The following is a 15,572-nucleotide window of genomic DNA, read 5'->3' on the forward strand; positions in this document are numbered from 1 at the left end:
GGGCGGCACCCCCTCGTCCCAGCGTGGGCCGGAGCCGTACGGGTGGCCAGGCGCAGCGTTCGCGCAGCGCAGCGCCGCGCCGCCGGGCGGGGGCGGGTGCCGCCCCCGTGTAGGGCCCACCTAGGCTGTAGCGCGAAGCAAAGCGGACGAACCGGACCCACTCGGGATCGCGTTGACGGAAAGCAGGACCCGCCGATGGGCGACGGAATGACCGGAATGCACCACCACGGGGGCGAGCAGCTGGGCCCGTTCTCGCTCTCCTCCGCGTTGACCTGGTCCCCCGACTGGGTGTTCCTGATCGCGTCGCTGGCGGCCCTGGCGTTGTACGGCGCGGGCGTGGTCCGGCTGCGCCGGCGCGGCGACGGCTGGCCGATCGGGCGGTCGGTGGGCTGGCTGGCCGGCGTCGGCGGGGTGGTCCTGGTCACCTGCACGGGCCTGAACGACTACGGCATGGTGCTGTTCAGCGCCCACATGATGCAGCACATGGTGCTGTCGATGCTGGTCCCGATCCTGCTGCTGCTCGGCGCGCCGATCACGCTGGCCCTGCGCGCCCTGCGCCCGACGGGCAAGGGGCGCCCGCGCGGCCCGCGCGAGCTGCTGGTGGCGCTGCTGCACAGCCGCTACGTCCGGGTGATCTCGCACCCCGCGTTCACCATCCCGCTGTTCATCGCCAGCCTGTACGGGCTGTACTTCACCCCGCTGTTCGACAACCTGATGCAGTACCGGCTCGGGCACATCGCGATGATGGTGCACTTCGTCGCCGCCGGGCTGCTGTTCTTCTGGCCGATCATGGGCATCGACCCGGGGCCGCACCGGCCGGGCCACGTGATGCGGATCCTCGAACTGTTCATGGGGATGCCGTTCCACGCGTTCTTCGGCGTGGCGGTGATGATGGCCGGCCACGAGCTGGTGACGTCGTTCACCCCGGCCGGCGCGCCGCCCGGAACGGACCTGCTGGCGGACCAGAAGCTGGCCGGCGGGATCACCTGGGCGTTCGGCGAGATCCCGACCGCCATCGTGCTGATCGCGCTGGTCTTCCAGTGGATGAAGTCCGAGGAGCGCCAGGCGCGCCGCCGGGACCGCGCGGAGGAGCGCAGCGGCGACGCCGAGCTGAACGCCTACAACGACTACCTGGCCTCACTGGACCGGCGGGACCGCCGGCCGGCCGCCACCGCGCCCGGCACCGACTGAGACAGCACCGGCGCAGGCGCCACCGACACAGGCACCACCGACGCAGCACCACCGCGAGAGCCCCGTCCGATCCCGGGCGGGGCTCTCGCGCGCCCGGGGCGCCCGGTCAGCCGGCGGAGCGCTGCCGGGCGAGGCCGCCGACCAGGATCTCCAGGCCGAACTCGAAGCGCTCGTCGCCCACGTTGCGGGTGAGCGCCGCCGCCATGGTGGTGATCATGGGGTACCGGTCGGCGGGGATGCTGCTGAAGTAGCCGGTGATCCGCTCGGTGAAGGCGTCGTGGTCGGCCTCGCTGAAGCCCCCCCGGGAGCTCTCCTCGAAGGCCGTGGCCGTGACGTAGAGCGAGAGCACGTCCACGCCGTAGGCGGCCGTCTGCTCGTCGAGGCCGCCCGCGCGGAGGATGGCGAGCATCGCCTCCGCGTTGTCCAGGGCGTTGGGGGTGACGGGCACGTTGGCGGCCATCGCGGCACGCGCGAGGTTGCCGTGCCCGGTGAGGACGGCGCGGGCCCGGCGCAGCTGGCCCTTGATCTGCTCCTCCCAGCGCTGCGGATCGGGCTTCTCCAGCTCGATCTCCGCGTAGACCAGGTCGAGGACCTCCTCGATCAGCTCGTCCTTGTTGCTGACGTGGGCGTAGAGGCTGGCGGCGCCGGTGCCCAGCTCCTGGGCGACCCGGCGCATGCTCAGCGCGTCCATGCCCTCGCCGTCGATGACCGCCAGGGCCGCGCGGACGATCCGCTCGCGGGTGAGCGGCGGCCGTCTGGGGGCGGGCTTCTCCTTGCCGTGCCAGGTGCCTGGCCAGGTGGGACGCGGTGCGGCGCCGGTCACGGTGGAACCTCCGGGGTCGGGGACGACATCAGCCTACTTGACACGAACGGCGTTCCATGGAAAAACAGTCTTCGTCATCGACGAACACTGTTCGTCCCAACAAACACTGTTCCCCGAGGAGTGCCGCCATGACCTCGCAGGCCACCGAGACCGTCCCCGACAGTCCGCCCGAGGGCCCGTCCGACAGCCCGCCGCCCTACCGATGGCGCTGGGCCGCGCTCGCCGTGATCCTCGTCGCCGAGGTGATGGACCTGCTCGACACCACGATCGTCGGCGTCGCCTCGCCCGCGATCCACCGCCAGTTCGGCGGCAGCGACTCGCAGATCCAGTGGATCTCCGCCGCCTACACCCTCGCCTTCGCCGTCCTGCTGGTCACCGGCGCCCGGCTCGGCGACATCTACGGCCGCAAGCGGCTGTTCGTCGTCGGCGCGGCCGGCTTCGCGCTGTCCTCGCTGCTCTGCGCCACCGCCACCGGCCCGGGGATGCTGATCGGTGCCCGCGGTGTCCAGGGGGCCTTCGGCGCCCTGCTGATCCCGCAGGGCCTCGGCCTGATCCGGGGCATGTTCCCGCCCAAGGAGATGGGCGCCGCCTTCGGCCTGTTCGGCCCGGTGCTCGGCCTCTCCTCGGTGCTCGGGCCCACCCTCGGCGGCTACCTCACCAGCGCCGACTGGTTCGGCACCGGCTGGCGCATGATCTTCCTGATCAACCTGCCGCTCGGCCTCGCCGCCGCCGCGCTGGCGCTGCGCTTCCTCCCGGCCAACGACCGCACCCGCTCGGCCACCGCCACCCGGCTCGATCCGCTCGGTGTGCTGCTGATCAGCGCGAGCGTCCTGCTGCTGGTCTACCCGCTGGTGCAGGGCCGCGAGCTGGGCTGGCCGCTGTGGACGTACCTCTCGATGGCCGCCGCGCTGCCCGTGCTGTGGCTGTTCGTGCTCCACCAGCGGCGGGTGCTGCGGGCCGGCGGCTCGCCGCTCGTCGAGCCCTCGCTGTTCGCCAAGCGCGCCTTCACCGGGGCGCTGGCCACCGGGCTGGTCTTCTTCGCCGCGATGTCCGGCCTGATGCTCGTCTTCACCCTGTACCTCCAGCTGGGCCTCGGCTGGACGCCGCTGCACTCGGGTCTGACGATGATCCCGTTCTCGCTCGGCATCGTCGCGGGTGCGGTGCTCTCGGGCGCCGTGCTCGGCCCGAAGTACGGCCGCCGGGTGCTGCACGCCGGCCTGGCCGTCGCCGTGCTCGGCGCACTCGCCCTCTGGGCGAGCATCGCCGGACGGTCGGCCGGGGTGACCAGCTGGGGGCTGGCGCCGGCCGTCCTGGTCACCGGCTTCGGCCTGGGCCTGATCATGGCCCCGTTCTTCGACATCGCCCTCGCCGGCGTGGACGAGCCCGAGGTCGGCTCCGCCTCCGGTGTGCTGAACGCCGTCCAGCAGCTCGGCGGCTCGGTGGGCGTGGCGGTCTTCGGGACGACGTTCTTCGGCTGGGCCGCGTCCGACGGGTTCCAGCCCGCCACCGGCCGCACGCTCGGGCTCGCCGCCGCCGCACTGGCGGTCGCGTTCGCCGTCGCGTTCCTGCTCCCCCGCCAGGCCCGCCCGGAGGGCGCGCACTGAGCCCGACGGGGTGCGGGGCCGCCGCCGGCCACGGACACCCGAGCGACCCGCTCACTCGGTCGGGTGAACCGGGCAGGGCGCACGTGCCCTTGATCAACTGCGCGCCGTTGGGGTTGGGTCCGACGTATGCGAATGCTGTTGAGGAGCCCCTCCGATGTCCAACCACCCTGAAGGCAGCGCCGATTCGAATCCGGATTCCCCGGATGCCGCCGGCTCCCCCGACGCTCCGGACGCCCCGGCGGCGGCGTCGCGGGTCGTCCGCCGCACCTTCCTCGGGTCGGCCGCCGCGGCGGCGGCGGTGGCCGGCATCGCCGGCTTCACCGGGGGCCGCGCGATCGGCGCACCCCGACCGGCACCCCGGTCGGCGCCCGGCGGCCGGGGCATCGACCCGGACGTCAGCGAGGACCTGGCCCGCAAGCTCCTGCTGGTCGGGGAGAACGGCGAGGACCTCAAACTGCAGTACCTGCGGATCCTGATCGACGATCAGCTCCCGGGGCGCGCACCGCACAAGAAGGTGCTGATCGTCGGCGCCGGTGTGGCCGGGCTGGCAGCCGCCGCGCTGCTCAAGAAGGCCGGGCACGAGGTCGTGGTCATCGAGGCCAACGCCAGCCGGGTGGGCGGCCGGGTGAAGACCTTCCGCAGCTTCAAGGACAAGGCCCTGTACGCCGAGGCGGGCGCGATGCGACTGCCGGACTTCCACCCGCTGGTCCGCGCGCTGTCCGACAAGCTGGGGCTCAAGCGCCAGCTGTTCTACAACGCCGACGTCGCGCCCGGCGCCGAGCCCACCGGGACGGTACCCCCGGTCACGTACCAGGCCTTCACGGGTGAGACCTGGACGAACGGCACGGACGACCTCACCTTCAAGTCCCCCGCCGCCGTGGGCCGCCGGCTGATCCGGGTGAACGGGATCAGCACCACCCGGGCCGCCTACGACGCCGCCCCCGCGCAGGTGAACAGCAGCTTCGGCGTGGACTCCGCCGCCACCATGGCGGAGGCCGTCAACGAGGCGCTGAAGCCGGTGACGGTGGCGTCCGAGGGGAGCATCAACGACCAGATCGAGGCCTGGGCCACGATCTTCCAGAAGTACGACGACCACTCCACCCGCCGGTTCCTGGTCGAGGAGGCGGGCTGGGACCAGAACCGGATCCAGGCCGCCGGCACCCTGGAGAACCTCACCTCCCGGCTGCACTACTCGCTCGTACCGACCCTGATGGACCACGCGGCGATCAAGCCGACCAACCGCTACTGGGAGCTGGTCGGCGGCACCGACACGCTGACCGAGGCGATGGCGGCGCCGCTGCGCAACGACATCCGGATGGGCCGGCGGATGACCCGCCTGGTGCAGACCGACACCGGCGTGCGGATCGAGACGACCGCCGAGAGCGGCACCGAGGACTCGCACGACGGCGCGCCGATCGAGCCCACCGAGGTGTTCGAGGGCGACTACGCCATCGTCACCATCCCGTTCAGCGCGCTGCGCTTCTGCTCGGTCGAGCCGCTGATGTCGTACCCGAAGCGACGGGCCGTCAACGAGCTGCACTACGACTCGGCGACCAAGGTGCTGCTGGAGTTCAAGACCCGCTTCTGGGAGCAGGGGCCGAACGGCTTCACCGGCGGCGGCTGCACCTCCGACAGCGCCAGCCGGTTCACCTACCTGCCCTCGCACTCGCCCGCCGGGTCGCCGGGCGGCGTGGTGCTGGCCTCGTACAGCTGGGCCGACGACGCCTTCCGCTGGGACTCGCTGACCGAGAGCGAGCGCTACACCTTCGCGCTCGACGACATGGAGCGGCTGTTCGGTCCGGTCGTGCGCAGCGAGTACGCCGGGGTGGGCGCCACCCAGTCCTGGGCCCGGGCCCGGTACGCGCTCGGCGAGGCGGTCATCTTCACGCCCGGCCAGTTGCACGAACTGCACGCCGCCACCCGCACGGTGGAGGGCCGGGTGCACTTCGCCGGCGAGCACACCAGCCTCAAGCCCGCCTGGATCGAGGGCGCGCTGGAGTCGGCGGTCCGCGCGTTCCTGGAGGTCCACCCGCGCTGACGCGGATTCCTGAAGTCCACCCGCGCTGCCGCGGGCCCTGTCCGGCCAGCCCCGGCCCCCGTGCGACCGCGGGGGCCGGGGCCGGCCGGCTATGCCTGCGGGGTGATGCGGCCGAGGCGGCGGACGAGCTGCTCGACGGTGTCGGTCGGCGGCCACGGGAAGTCCGGCAGACCGGCCCGGAGGGTCACCTGCCCGTGCAGGGCCGTCCAGAGCGCGACGGCGTCGCCGAACGGATCGTCGGTCTCGGAGCGCCCGGCCCGGGCGCAGCTCTCCAGGCTGTCGACCAGGGTCTGGAACGCCTGGAGGCCGCTGGGCAGGACGGGACTGCAGTCGGCGGCCTCGAGCTTGACCCGGGGCGAGCTGAACAGCAGCCGGTAGCGCGCGGGCTCCCTGGTGCCGAAGGCGACGTAGCCGGCGCAGCCCGCGAGCAGCGAGTCCACCGGGTCCTCGTGCTCGCCGGCGGCCGTGAGGATCTCCTCGCGGAGCCGGCCGAGCGACTCGACAACCACGGCGTCGATGATGGCGTCCCGGTCGGGGAAGTGCGCGTAGATGGACGGGGCGGCGATGCCGACCTCGCGGGCGACCGAGCGCAGCGTGACGGCCTGGTCGGAGCCCGTACGCACGATGATCGCGTTCGCGGCGCGGACGATCTCGTCCCGGAGCAGGAGTCCTTGGCCGCGCCGGTTGCGATGCCGCGTCGGCGTTCGTCCTTCCTGGTCAGGGACTTGGTCGGTGACTGCGGACTCCTTTGCCATGGCGAAGACTTTACACCTGTTAGCTAAAGCGGTAGCTTTCCCATGAAAGCTTACGGGCGTAAGTTCACAGGGGCGAGGACACGCGATGAGTACGGGAACAAGTACGGGAACAGGTACCGGAACAGGTACGAAGCCGGGCACGGCGGCCACCGGCGCCGAGGCGGACCCGGACCCGGGCCATCCGCGACGCTGGGCCGCCCTCGCGGCGCTCTGCACGGCGCTGGTGGCCGTCACCATCGACAACACGGTGCTCAACACCGCGCTGCCCGCCCTCGCCTCGGCGCTCCGGGCCTCCACCGCCGATCTGCAGTGGATCAACAACGCGTACACGCTGGTGTTCGCCGCGATGCTGATCACGGCCGGCGGCCTCGGCGCCCGGATGGGCCAGCGCCGCGCGCTGATCGGCGGGCTCACCGTCTTCGCCGCCGGCTCGGCGATCGCCGCGACGGCCGACTCGGCGAACCAGCTGATCGCCCTGCGCGCCCTGATGGGGCTGGGCGCGGCCTTCGTCATGCCCGCCACGCTGTCGAGCATCGTGGCGCTGTTCGGCGAGCGCGAGCGCCCCAAGGCGATAGCCGTCTGGTCCGCCACCGCCGGGCTCGGCATCGTGATCGGCCCGGTCACCGGCGGACTGCTGCTCGAACACTTCTCCTGGAACAGCGTCTTCTGGATCAACATCCCGCTGGTCGGGGCCGCCCTGGTCGCCGTCATGATGCTGCTGCCGGCCCTCCCCGGCCGCCGGACCGGACGCCTGGACGTCCCCGGCCTGCTGCTCTCCGCGAGCGGTCTGGCGGCGCTCGTCGACGTGATCGTGCGCGGCCCCGAGCGCGGCTGGCTCTCGGCCGGCTCCCTGGCCGAGAGCGCCGCGGCCGTCCTGCTGCTGGCCGCGTTCACCTGGTGGGAGCTGCGGACGGCGCACCCGATGGTCGACATCCGGATGTTCGCCGTCCGCGCCTTCACCCTCGCTGGCGTCGTCCTCGGCATCACCTTCTTCGCCCTGTTCGGCCTGCTGTTCGTCCTCACCCAGTACCTGCAGCTCGTGCACGGCTACAGCCCGCTCAAGGCGGGCCTGGGCGCGGTGCCGTTCGCGGTGGCGATGGCGGCCACCGCCGCGACCAGCGACCTGGTCACCGGACGCATCGGCACCCGGTACACCATCGCGGGCGGCCTCGCCGTGATGTCGCTCGGCCTGGCCGGCGTCTCACTGGTCGGCACCGGCACGCCGTACCTCGTCATCGCGCTCACCATGGCCGTGGTCGGTGCGGGGATGGGGCTGATCATGGCGCCGGCCAGCGCCACGACCGTCGGCTCGGTGCCCCGCGAGAAGGCGCCCACCGCCAGCTCGATCAACAGCGTGGTGCGCGAACTCGGCGGCGTGCTCGGCATCGCGGTGGTCGGCACGGTCGTCTCCGCCTCCTACCGCGGCGACCTGGGCTCGGCCCTGCCGGGCACCGGCGCACCGGCCACCGACGACCTCACCTCGGCGCACATCCTGGCCGGGCACCTGCCGCCCGAGGCGGCGGCGCGGCTGGCCGGCGCGGCCGACCAGGCCTTCACCACCGCCATGAACAGCGGCACCTGGATCTGCGCCGCGATCACCCTGGCCGGCGCCCTCACCGCCCTGCGCTGGCTCCGGCCGGCCACCCCCGCTCCGGCCGCCGCGCAGCCGGCCGGGGAGCCGGCCGCCGGACGCTGAGGGCGGCCGTCAGCCGATGCCCTGCCGGTCCGGGAGCAGCGCGAACGCGAGGTTCTCCGGGTCGGCCGCCTGGGCTGCGACGGCCCGCTCCAGCAGGCTCCGCTGGGCCAGCAGTTGCGGCCGCCGCTCCTCGGGGGTGATCCGCAGCAGGTCGTCCAGCGTGGCCGCGAGCCGCCTGGTCACCTGCGGCTGGCCGGCCCCGCAGATGCGGATCTCGGTGAAGGCCAGGTCGACGACGCACTCCCAGTCCGGCACCGGCTCGACCAGCCGTACGACACCGTCCCTGTCCCGGAAGCGGACGTCGCCGAAGCTCTCGTGCACCAGCAGGCCGAGCAGCTGGTGGATCCGGTCGACGGCCTGGACGGCGGTGGTCGGGTCGTTGACGGCCGGCGAGAGCGCGCGGATGGCGATGTCCACCAGCTGGCGGAAGCCGAAGCTGAGGTCCTGGTGCATCGTCCGGTCGACGCCGACGTTCAGCGCCGAGGCGATCCGCCAGGGGCGCGGCGGCGCTCCCCCGGCCACCCGCACGATCGGGGTGCCGGGGGTGATGAAGTCGCCGATCCGCGGCACCAGGTGCAGCACCACGTCGTGCTTGCGCGCGAGGCGCACCAGGCGGCGGATGTTGACGTCGCGCAGCACCCCGGAGCGGCCTTCGTGCAGCAGCGTCAGCAGGTTCTCCGGGGCGGCCGGCGGTTCGCGGTCCGGCGGCAGCAGCCGGAACAGCGAGATGACCGCCACCGACTCGTTCGCCACCCGGTCGATCACGTACTGCACGCGCAGCAGCCGCATCATCGACTGCACGTACAGCACGAACAGACCCAGGCTCAGCATCACCAGGAGCACCGCCACCAGGCCGGAGAAGACCGGCACCGAGGTGACCGTCGCCGGGTCCGTGGAGTCGTCGTAGCTGAGCTGCACCAGCAGCGCGAACAGGAAGGTGGCCAGGCACACCGAGAAGGTGGCCTTGGTCAGCCGGCTGCGGACGTAGAGCCGCAGCACCCGCGGGCTGAACTGGCTGGCCGCCATCTGGAGGGCGACCAGGGAGATCGAGAAGACCACGCCGATGAACGTGAGCATCGCCGAACTGACGGTCGACACCACGCTCTTGGCGGCCCCGGTGAAGCGCATCAGCTCGGTCGCCGACCCGGTCTGCTCGACGGTGACGGACACGCTCAGCTCGTCCAGCCAGGCCGTCAGCCCGGCCAGCGCGACGGCCGTCAGACACGTCAGCAGCGGCGCGAACCAGAACGACTCGCGCAGGTGCTCACGGAGCGGCGACATCGGCCGGTAGCGGATTCGGGTGGCCTGACGGCCGCTGGGCCGGCGCTCGTTCATCGGCCCAGGCTAGGAGCTGCGGGACACTCCCGCGCGTCGGGCTCGCGGGCGGCCCCGACAATGGGGGGAACGCCGGGAGGTCCGGCGGGAGCGAGGGAGTGCGCAGTGGGTATGGCCAGGGAGTTCGAGGTCCGGCGTGAGGTCGTGCTGCCGGCGGCGCCGCAGGAGGTCTTCGCGGCGGTGACCGGGGCCGTCTCCGCGTGGATGTTCCCGGCACCGGAGGGCTCCGCGGAGGCGGGCGCCACCGTCTGGGAGCCGCCGGGCCGCTACGCCGTCCGGGTCGAGGACGAGGACGGCCGGCCGGGCTCGCTGGAGTACGACATCCGGCCGCGCGAGGCCGCCGGCTCCGTCCTTCGCTATGCGCACACCGGTGCGTTCCCCGACGACGACTGGGACGTCCGGTACGACAGCTGCAGCAGGCACACCGACTTCTACCTGCACACCCTCGGCCAGTACCTGCGGTACTTCGACGGCCGCCCGGCGGTATTCGTCGGTGTCGAGGCGCCGGCGGCCTCGGCCGCCGCGGACGCCTTCGACGTCCTGTTGGACGAGCTGCACCTCGACAAGGAGGTCCGGGTCGGTGACCGGCTGAGCGTCGAGCTGGACGAGGTCGGCGTGCTGGAGGCCGAGGTGGACTACCGCAGCCCGCAGTTCCTCGGGCTGCGCACCCACCAGGGGCTGATCCGGTTCTTCGGGCGGAACGCCTTCGGCGGCCGGGTCGGCGTGACGCTGCACCTGTTCGCGGACGAGGTGGACCGGGCCGGCACCGAACGGGCCTGGCAGCGACTGCTCGACGGCCTGTACGGCGGGTAGCGGCGGGCAGCGGCGCAGCGCGCCCGACCGGAGAACCCGACGGCCGGCGGGGAACCGCCGCACACGAGGACAGGAGCGCCACCCGTGGCCGACGGAACCAGCGAGATCGCTCTGGGCAAGCAGGACCTCCGCGAGGTCACCGGCTTCGCGGCCGCGAGCGCGCAGGAGGTCCTGGAGATCTTCGAGCGGGCACACCCGGCGGACTCGCGCCCTCGCGAAGCCCTCGACGCCGCCTGGACGTTCGCCCGCGGCGGCGAGCGCGGGAAGTCCCTGCGCGACACCGCGTGGGCGGCGCACAGGGCGGCCCGGCAGGCGGGCACCGCGGCCGCCGGCGAAGCGGCGCGAGCAGCGATGTGCGCGGCGGCCGCCGCGTACCTGCACCCCCTGGCCGACGCCCACCAGGTCAAGCACATCCTGGGATCGGCGGCCCACGCGGCGAGGGCGGCCGAGCTCCTGGCGGGGGACGACCGGGCCGTCGGCGCCGCCCGGATCGGGCGGGCCGGCCGGAGCGCGACCCCGGTCGTCGTCGAGGTGCTCGGACGCTACCCGGCGGCGCCTGCCGGTGGCGGACGCGTCGGGGAGCTGCTCCGCGATCTGGACGAGGCCCTCCGCGGTCGCGCCTGAGGACCGCCCGGGCGAGTTCCCCGCCGCGTCCCGCTACCCCGCGTCCAGCGCCCGCCGGAGGGCGAGCGCGTCCGGGGCGACGGCCGCCAGCAGGGTGGCGCCGCCCCCGGGCAGGGCGAGCAGGGCCGTCCCGGCGGTGGGCGGTGCGGCGGGCTGCGGGCCGGTCCCGACGGTGAGGAGCTGCCCGGCCGCCCGGTTGCCGCCGAGCACGGCGGGGCCGTCCCAGCCGGGCGCGCCCGGCCCGAGGTCGGTCTGCTGGTCGAGCAGCAGCCGGCCGGCCCGGCGGACGGTGAGCCGGGAGGTGAGGCGGCCGGGGTCGCGGAGCCGGGCCCAGTCGTGCCGGCGGCCGAGGACCTGCTCCTCGCGGTAGCGCAGCCGGGCGCCGGGGGCGAGGGTGATCCGGGTGTGCAGGACGAGATGGCTGCCGGCGGCCGCGACCACGGGTTCGGGCAGCCAGTCCAGCCGCGCCCCCTCCCCCACCGTCAGGTCCACCTCGTAGTACGCCGGTCCGGGACCGGGCAGGCTGATGGTGGCGGCCGCACTCGTGACGAGCAGCGCGGCGCCGGGGAGCACCTCGGCGCGGACGGCGAGCCGGTCGCCGCCCAGCGGCGCGGCCATCGAGCCGATCACCACCACATGGGCGGCGCCGCCCTCGCCCCTCGTCCGGCGCAGCGCGATCGGCCCGGCGCCGGCCAGCAGCGGCAGGGCGGTGCCGCCGCGCCCGTCCGGTTCGGCGGTGATCCGGGCGGGCGCCGCGAGGAGGGTGCTCACCCGGTGGTCCGCCGCTCGGCGAGGCGTTCGCGGACCCAGCGGGCGACCGGGGCGACGCCGTCGGGGGCGGTGAGCGCGCAGAACACGGTCGGCAGGTCGCCGCGTTGGGCGCGGGCGTCGCGGGCCATCACGTCGAGGTCGGCGCCGACCAGCGGGGCGAGGTCGGTCTTGTTGATGACGAGCAGGTCGGAGGTGGACACGCCGGGGCCGCCCTTGCGGGGGATCTTGTCGCCGCCGGAGACGTCGATGACGAAGATCTGGTGGTCGACCAGGCCACGGCTGAAGGTGGCGGTGAGGTTGTCGCCGCCGGACTCGATCAGGACGAGGTCGAGCGGGCCGACCGCGCCCTCCAGCTCCTCGACGGCCTCCAGGTTGGCCGAGATGTCGTCGCGGATGGCGGTGTGCGGGCAGCAGCCGGTCTCGACGGCGGTGATCCGCTCGGGCGGCAGGACGGCGTTGCGGAGCAGGAACTCGGCGTCCTCGGTGGTGTAGATGTCGTTGGTGACGACGGCGAGCGAGAACTCCTCGCGCAGGACGCGGCACAGGGCGGCGACGGTGGCGGTCTTGCCGGAGCCGACCGGGCCGCCGAGGCCGATCCGCAGCGCGCGCGGCGCACCGCCGGTGTCCGCGTCGCGGTGGCTGTAGGTGTGCCGGGCCGGGGCGTCGACGTGGTCGACGTGGTCACGATGCAAAGAGACGGACCTTCCAGGAGCTGTGCTGCTCGGCGTACAGGTCGAGCAGCGGGGCGGAGGCGGCGGGCAGGTGGTCGAGGTCCGGCCCGCCGGCGGCGGCGGCCGCCTCGGCGGCGACGGCGTCGAGGGCGGGGCCGAGCCGGGCGAGCACGGCGGTGACCTCGTACGGGTCGAGGCCGAGCAGGCGTACGCAGGCGGTGGCGGGGCCGTTGACGCTCTCGTACGCGGCGACGGCGGCCGCCTGGGCGGGGGTGAGCCCGGCGGCACGGGCGGTGGCCCCGAGGACGACGGGCTGGTGGGCGCCGCCGGGGTGGGCCGCCCGCAGCCGGTCGAGGCCTGGGTCCGGCCAGGCGGCGAGGGCGGCCCGCAGGAGCTGGCGGCCCAGGCGCCGGCTGGTGGCCCGCAGGGCGGGTGACGGGGTCCGCGCGTCGGCGGCCTCGTCGAGGGCGTCCGTCGCGAACCGCCCGCCCGCCGCGGCCGCGGCCAGTGCGGCGGTGGTGAGGCCGGTGGTGTGCAGCCGGCCGGTGAGGAAGGCCGCCATGCTGGGTGTGTCGTGCACCCGGCCGGACTTGACGGCGGCCTCCGCCCCGCCGGAGTGCGCGTGGCCGCCGGCCGGGAGCCGGCCGTCGGAGAGCAGCAGCAGCGCCGCGACGCTCATCAGAACAGGAAGTACCGCTGGGCGAGCGGCAGTTCGGTGGCGGGTGCGGGGGTGACGACCTCACCGTCGACGGTGACGGTGAAGGTGTCGGGATCGACCCGGACGTCGGGGCGGGCGGTGTTGTTGACCATGTCGTCCTTGGTGACGCCCCGGGTGCTCCGGATCGCGGTGAACTCCTTCCCGAGGCCGAGGCGTTCGGGCAGCCGGTCGTCGATGGCCGCCTGCGCCGTGAAGTTGACGGAGTTGGCGGCCGGGGCCCGGCCCTTTGCGCCGAACATCGGGCGCGGAAGCATCGGCTGGGGGGTGGGGATGGAGGCGTTGGCGTCGCCCATCTGGGCCCAGGCGATCTGGCCGCCCTTGATCACCAGGTCGGGCTTGGCGCCGAAGAAGGCGGGCGTCCACAGCACCAGGTCGGCGAGCCTGCCGGGTTCGACCGAGCCGACCAGGTGGTCGAGGCCCTGCGCGACGGCGGGGTTGACGGTGTACTTCGCGACGTAGCGCCGGGCCCGCCGGTTGTCGGCCCGGCCGTCGCCGGGCAGTGCGCCCCGCCGGGCCTTCATCACGTGCGCGGTCTGCCAGGTGCGCATGACGACCTCGCCGACCCGGCCCATCGCCTGGGAGTCCGAGCTGATGATGGAGATCGCGCCGAGGTCGTGCAGGATGTCCTCGGCGGCGATGGTGGAGGGCCGGATCCGGGACTCGGCGAAGGCGAGGTCCTCCGGCACGTGCGGGCTCAGGTGGTGGCAGACCATCAGCATGTCGAGGTGTTCGTCGATGGTGTTGACGGTGTGCGGCCGGGTCGGATTGGTGGAGCTGGGAAGGACGTTGGGCTCCGAGACGACGGTGATGATGTCCGGTGCGTGGCCGCCGCCCGCGCCTTCGGTGTGGTACGCGTGGATGCCCCGCCCGGCGATCGCGGCGAGGGTGTCGGCGACGAAGCCGGCCTCGTTCAGCGTGTCGGTGTGGATGGCGAGCTGGGCGCCGCTCTCCTCGCAGACCCGCAGGCAGGCGTCGATCGCGGCGGGGGTGGCGCCCCAGTCCTCGTGGATCTTGAACCCGACGGCCCCGGCCCGCAGTTGGTCGTGCATCGAGACGGTGTTGACGGTGTTGCCCTTGCCCAGCAGCCCGATGTTGAGCGGCAGGTCGTCCATCGAGGCGAACATCCGGGCGAGGTGCCAGCTGCCCGGGGTGATCGTGGTGGCCTTGGAGCCCTCGGCCGGGCCGGTGCCGCCGCCGATCAGCGTGGTGACGCCGGAGGAGAGCGCCTCGTCGGCGATCTGGGGGCAGATGAAGTGCACGTGGGCGTCGATGGCGCCGGCGGTCAGGATCCTGCCGTTGCCGGAGATGATCTCGGTCTCCGGGCCGATCACCAGCTCGGGGTGGACGCCGTCCATGGTCTCGGGGTTGCCGGCCTTGCCGAGTGCGGTGATCCGCCCGTCCCGGATGCCGATGTCGGCCTTGACGACGCCCCAGTGGTCGAGGACGACGGCGCCGGTGATGACGGTGTCCGGGGCGCCCTCGGCGCGGCTGGTGCGGGCCTGGCCCATCGACTCGCGGATGACCTTGCCACCGCCGAAGACGGCCTCGTCCCCGCCCCCGCAGCGGTCCTCCTCGACCTCGATCAGCAGGTTGGTGTCACCGAGTCTGATCCGGTCCCCGGTGGTCGGGCCGTACAGGTCGGCGTAGCGCCGGCGGCTCACGTACAGGGCGTGCGGGACGGGCTGGACGTGACGGTCAGTCATCGAGGGGGCCTCCGGTCTCGCCGCGCAGCCCGGCGACCTCGCGCCGGCCGCCGATGGGGATCAGCTCGATCTCGACCGGGATGCCCGGCTCGAAGCGCACGGCGGTGCCGGCGGGGATGTTCAGCCGCAGGCCGTACGCGGCCGCGCGGTCCAGCTCCAGGCCCGGGTTGGCCTCGGCGAAGTGGTAGTGCGAGCCGACCTGGACGGGCCGGTCGGCGGCGTTGACCACGACCAGCCGGGTGACGGGCCGCCCGGCGTTGAGCCCGATGTCGCCGTCGCCGTGCAGGATCTCACCGGGCGTCACAGGATGGGCCCGTGGACGGTGACGAGCTTGGTGCCGTCGGGGAAGGTCGCCTCGACCTGGACGTCCGGGATCATCTCGGCGATGCCGTCCATGACGTCCTCGCGGGTGAGCACGTGCCGCCCGGACTCCATGAGTTCGGCGACCGTCCGGCCGTCCCGGGCGCCCTCCAGGACGTGCGAGGTGATCAGGGCGACCGCCTCGGGGTGGTTCAGCCGCAGACCGCGGGCCCGGCGGGAGCGGGCCACGTCGGCGGCGACGTGGATGAGCAGGCGTTCCTGCTCATGGGGGGTGAGCCTCATCTTCGCGCGCCTCGGGGAGTTCGGGGGCGCGGACACAACACTGTGCCGCGGGTGCGCTCGGGCACGCGGGGGGTGTCCGGAGAGAGGGTGGGGATGCGCGGGCAGCACCGCCCGGCGCGACCGCCTCCGGCCCGCACGCGGGAGTTCGATCTCGTGCCCGACACCGTAGCGGACGAACGGTCCGTCCGGTCAGAGGGCAGGTGCCTGCTTTCGCCGTGGCGCTCCGA

General features: G+C 73.7%; 15 protein-coding genes. 6 read left to right on the plus strand and 9 right to left on the minus strand.

The features are described 5' to 3' along the window. Positions 1-195: 195 nt before the first annotated feature. The gene (locus tag ACFUK0_RS00205; RefSeq protein WP_380245704.1) at positions 196-1,191 is read left to right on the plus strand and encodes a cytochrome c oxidase assembly protein; all 996 of its coding nucleotides are present in this window, start codon (positions 196-198) and stop codon (positions 1,189-1,191) included. Positions 1,192-1,297: 106 nt separating this feature from the next. On the opposite strand, the gene ACFUK0_RS00210 is transcribed toward ACFUK0_RS00205, so the two are convergent. Then, positions 1,298-2,014, minus strand: coding sequence for a TetR/AcrR family transcriptional regulator (locus ACFUK0_RS00210; RefSeq protein WP_380245705.1), 717 nt, complete (start codon positions 2,012-2,014; stop codon positions 1,298-1,300). A gap of 128 nt (positions 2,015-2,142) precedes the next feature. On the opposite strand from ACFUK0_RS00210, the gene ACFUK0_RS00215 reads away from it, so the two are divergent. Together ACFUK0_RS00215 and ACFUK0_RS00220 are read left to right on the plus strand one after the other, a co-directional pair. Next, complete coding sequence (locus tag ACFUK0_RS00215) at positions 2,143-3,618, plus strand: MFS transporter (protein ID WP_380245706.1); 1,476 nt, start codon at positions 2,143-2,145, stop codon at positions 3,616-3,618. A 154-nt stretch (positions 3,619-3,772) separates the two neighbouring features. Next, positions 3,773-5,656, plus strand: coding sequence for a flavin monoamine oxidase family protein (locus ACFUK0_RS00220; RefSeq protein ID WP_380245707.1), 1,884 nt, complete (start codon positions 3,773-3,775; stop codon positions 5,654-5,656). Positions 5,657-5,745: 89 nt separating this feature from the next. Here the strand turns inward: ACFUK0_RS00220 and ACFUK0_RS00225 are convergent, their stop codons facing one another. Then, a complete protein-coding gene (locus ACFUK0_RS00225; protein ID WP_380245708.1) occupies positions 5,746-6,411 on the minus strand; it encodes a TetR/AcrR family transcriptional regulator in 666 nt (221 codons plus the stop codon). A gap of 85 nt (positions 6,412-6,496) precedes the next feature. On the opposite strand from ACFUK0_RS00225, the gene ACFUK0_RS00230 reads away from it, so the two are divergent. Beyond that, positions 6,497-8,107, plus strand: a complete 1,611-nt coding sequence (locus tag ACFUK0_RS00230; protein ID WP_380245709.1) for an MFS transporter — start codon at positions 6,497-6,499, stop codon at positions 8,105-8,107. Positions 8,108-8,116: 9 nt separating this feature from the next. Here ACFUK0_RS00230 and ACFUK0_RS00235 read toward each other — a convergent pair whose 3' ends face one another. Next, a complete protein-coding gene (locus tag ACFUK0_RS00235) occupies positions 8,117-9,442 on the minus strand; it encodes a DUF2254 domain-containing protein (RefSeq protein WP_380245710.1) in 1,326 nt (441 codons plus the stop codon). A 111-nt stretch (positions 9,443-9,553) separates the two neighbouring features. Between ACFUK0_RS00235 and ACFUK0_RS00240 the strand changes: the two genes are divergently transcribed. Together ACFUK0_RS00240 and ACFUK0_RS00245 are read left to right on the plus strand one after the other, a co-directional pair. Next, the gene (locus tag ACFUK0_RS00240) at positions 9,554-10,255 is read left to right on the plus strand and encodes an SRPBCC domain-containing protein (RefSeq protein WP_380245918.1); all 702 of its coding nucleotides are present in this window, start codon (positions 9,554-9,556) and stop codon (positions 10,253-10,255) included. A gap of 84 nt (positions 10,256-10,339) precedes the next feature. Then, positions 10,340-10,879 (plus strand): putative immunity protein, encoded by a 540-nt coding sequence (locus ACFUK0_RS00245; RefSeq protein WP_380245711.1) that lies wholly within the window; start codon positions 10,340-10,342, stop codon positions 10,877-10,879. Positions 10,880-10,912: 33 nt separating this feature from the next. Here ACFUK0_RS00245 and ACFUK0_RS00250 read toward each other — a convergent pair whose 3' ends face one another. From ACFUK0_RS00250 to ACFUK0_RS00275, 6 genes are read right to left on the minus strand one after another with little or no spacing between them, the layout of a single operon-like run. Next, positions 10,913-11,650 carry an urease accessory protein UreD gene (locus tag ACFUK0_RS00250; protein ID WP_380245712.1) on the minus strand — a complete coding sequence of 246 codons (738 nt, stop codon included), beginning with the start codon at positions 11,648-11,650 and terminating at the stop codon, positions 10,913-10,915. Further along, positions 11,647-12,342, minus strand: coding sequence for an urease accessory protein UreG (gene ureG / locus ACFUK0_RS00255; protein WP_380245713.1), 696 nt, complete (start codon positions 12,340-12,342; stop codon positions 11,647-11,649). The genes ACFUK0_RS00250 and ureG overlap by 4 nt, the downstream gene beginning before the upstream one ends. Next, on the minus strand, positions 12,332-13,000 hold the full coding sequence (locus ACFUK0_RS00260; protein ID WP_380245714.1) for an urease accessory protein UreF: 669 nt from the start codon (positions 12,998-13,000) through the stop codon (positions 12,332-12,334). Before ACFUK0_RS00260 ends, ureG begins: the two co-directional genes overlap by 11 nt. Next, positions 13,000-14,742, minus strand: a complete 1,743-nt coding sequence (locus ACFUK0_RS00265) for an urease subunit alpha (RefSeq protein ID WP_380245715.1) — start codon at positions 14,740-14,742, stop codon at positions 13,000-13,002. The genes ACFUK0_RS00260 and ACFUK0_RS00265 overlap by 1 nt, the downstream gene beginning before the upstream one ends. Then, positions 14,735-15,046, minus strand: a complete 312-nt coding sequence (locus ACFUK0_RS00270; RefSeq protein WP_380245716.1) for an urease subunit beta — start codon at positions 15,044-15,046, stop codon at positions 14,735-14,737. Before ACFUK0_RS00270 ends, ACFUK0_RS00265 begins: the two co-directional genes overlap by 8 nt. Continuing rightward, positions 15,043-15,345, minus strand: coding sequence for an urease subunit gamma (locus tag ACFUK0_RS00275; protein WP_380245717.1), 303 nt, complete (start codon positions 15,343-15,345; stop codon positions 15,043-15,045). The genes ACFUK0_RS00270 and ACFUK0_RS00275 overlap by 4 nt, the downstream gene beginning before the upstream one ends. Positions 15,346-15,572 lie beyond the last annotated feature (227 nt).

Origin of the sequence: Kitasatospora sp. NPDC057223, assembly GCF_042669755.1 — a bacterium.
GTDB lineage: Bacteria > Actinomycetota > Actinomycetes > Streptomycetales > Streptomycetaceae > Kitasatospora.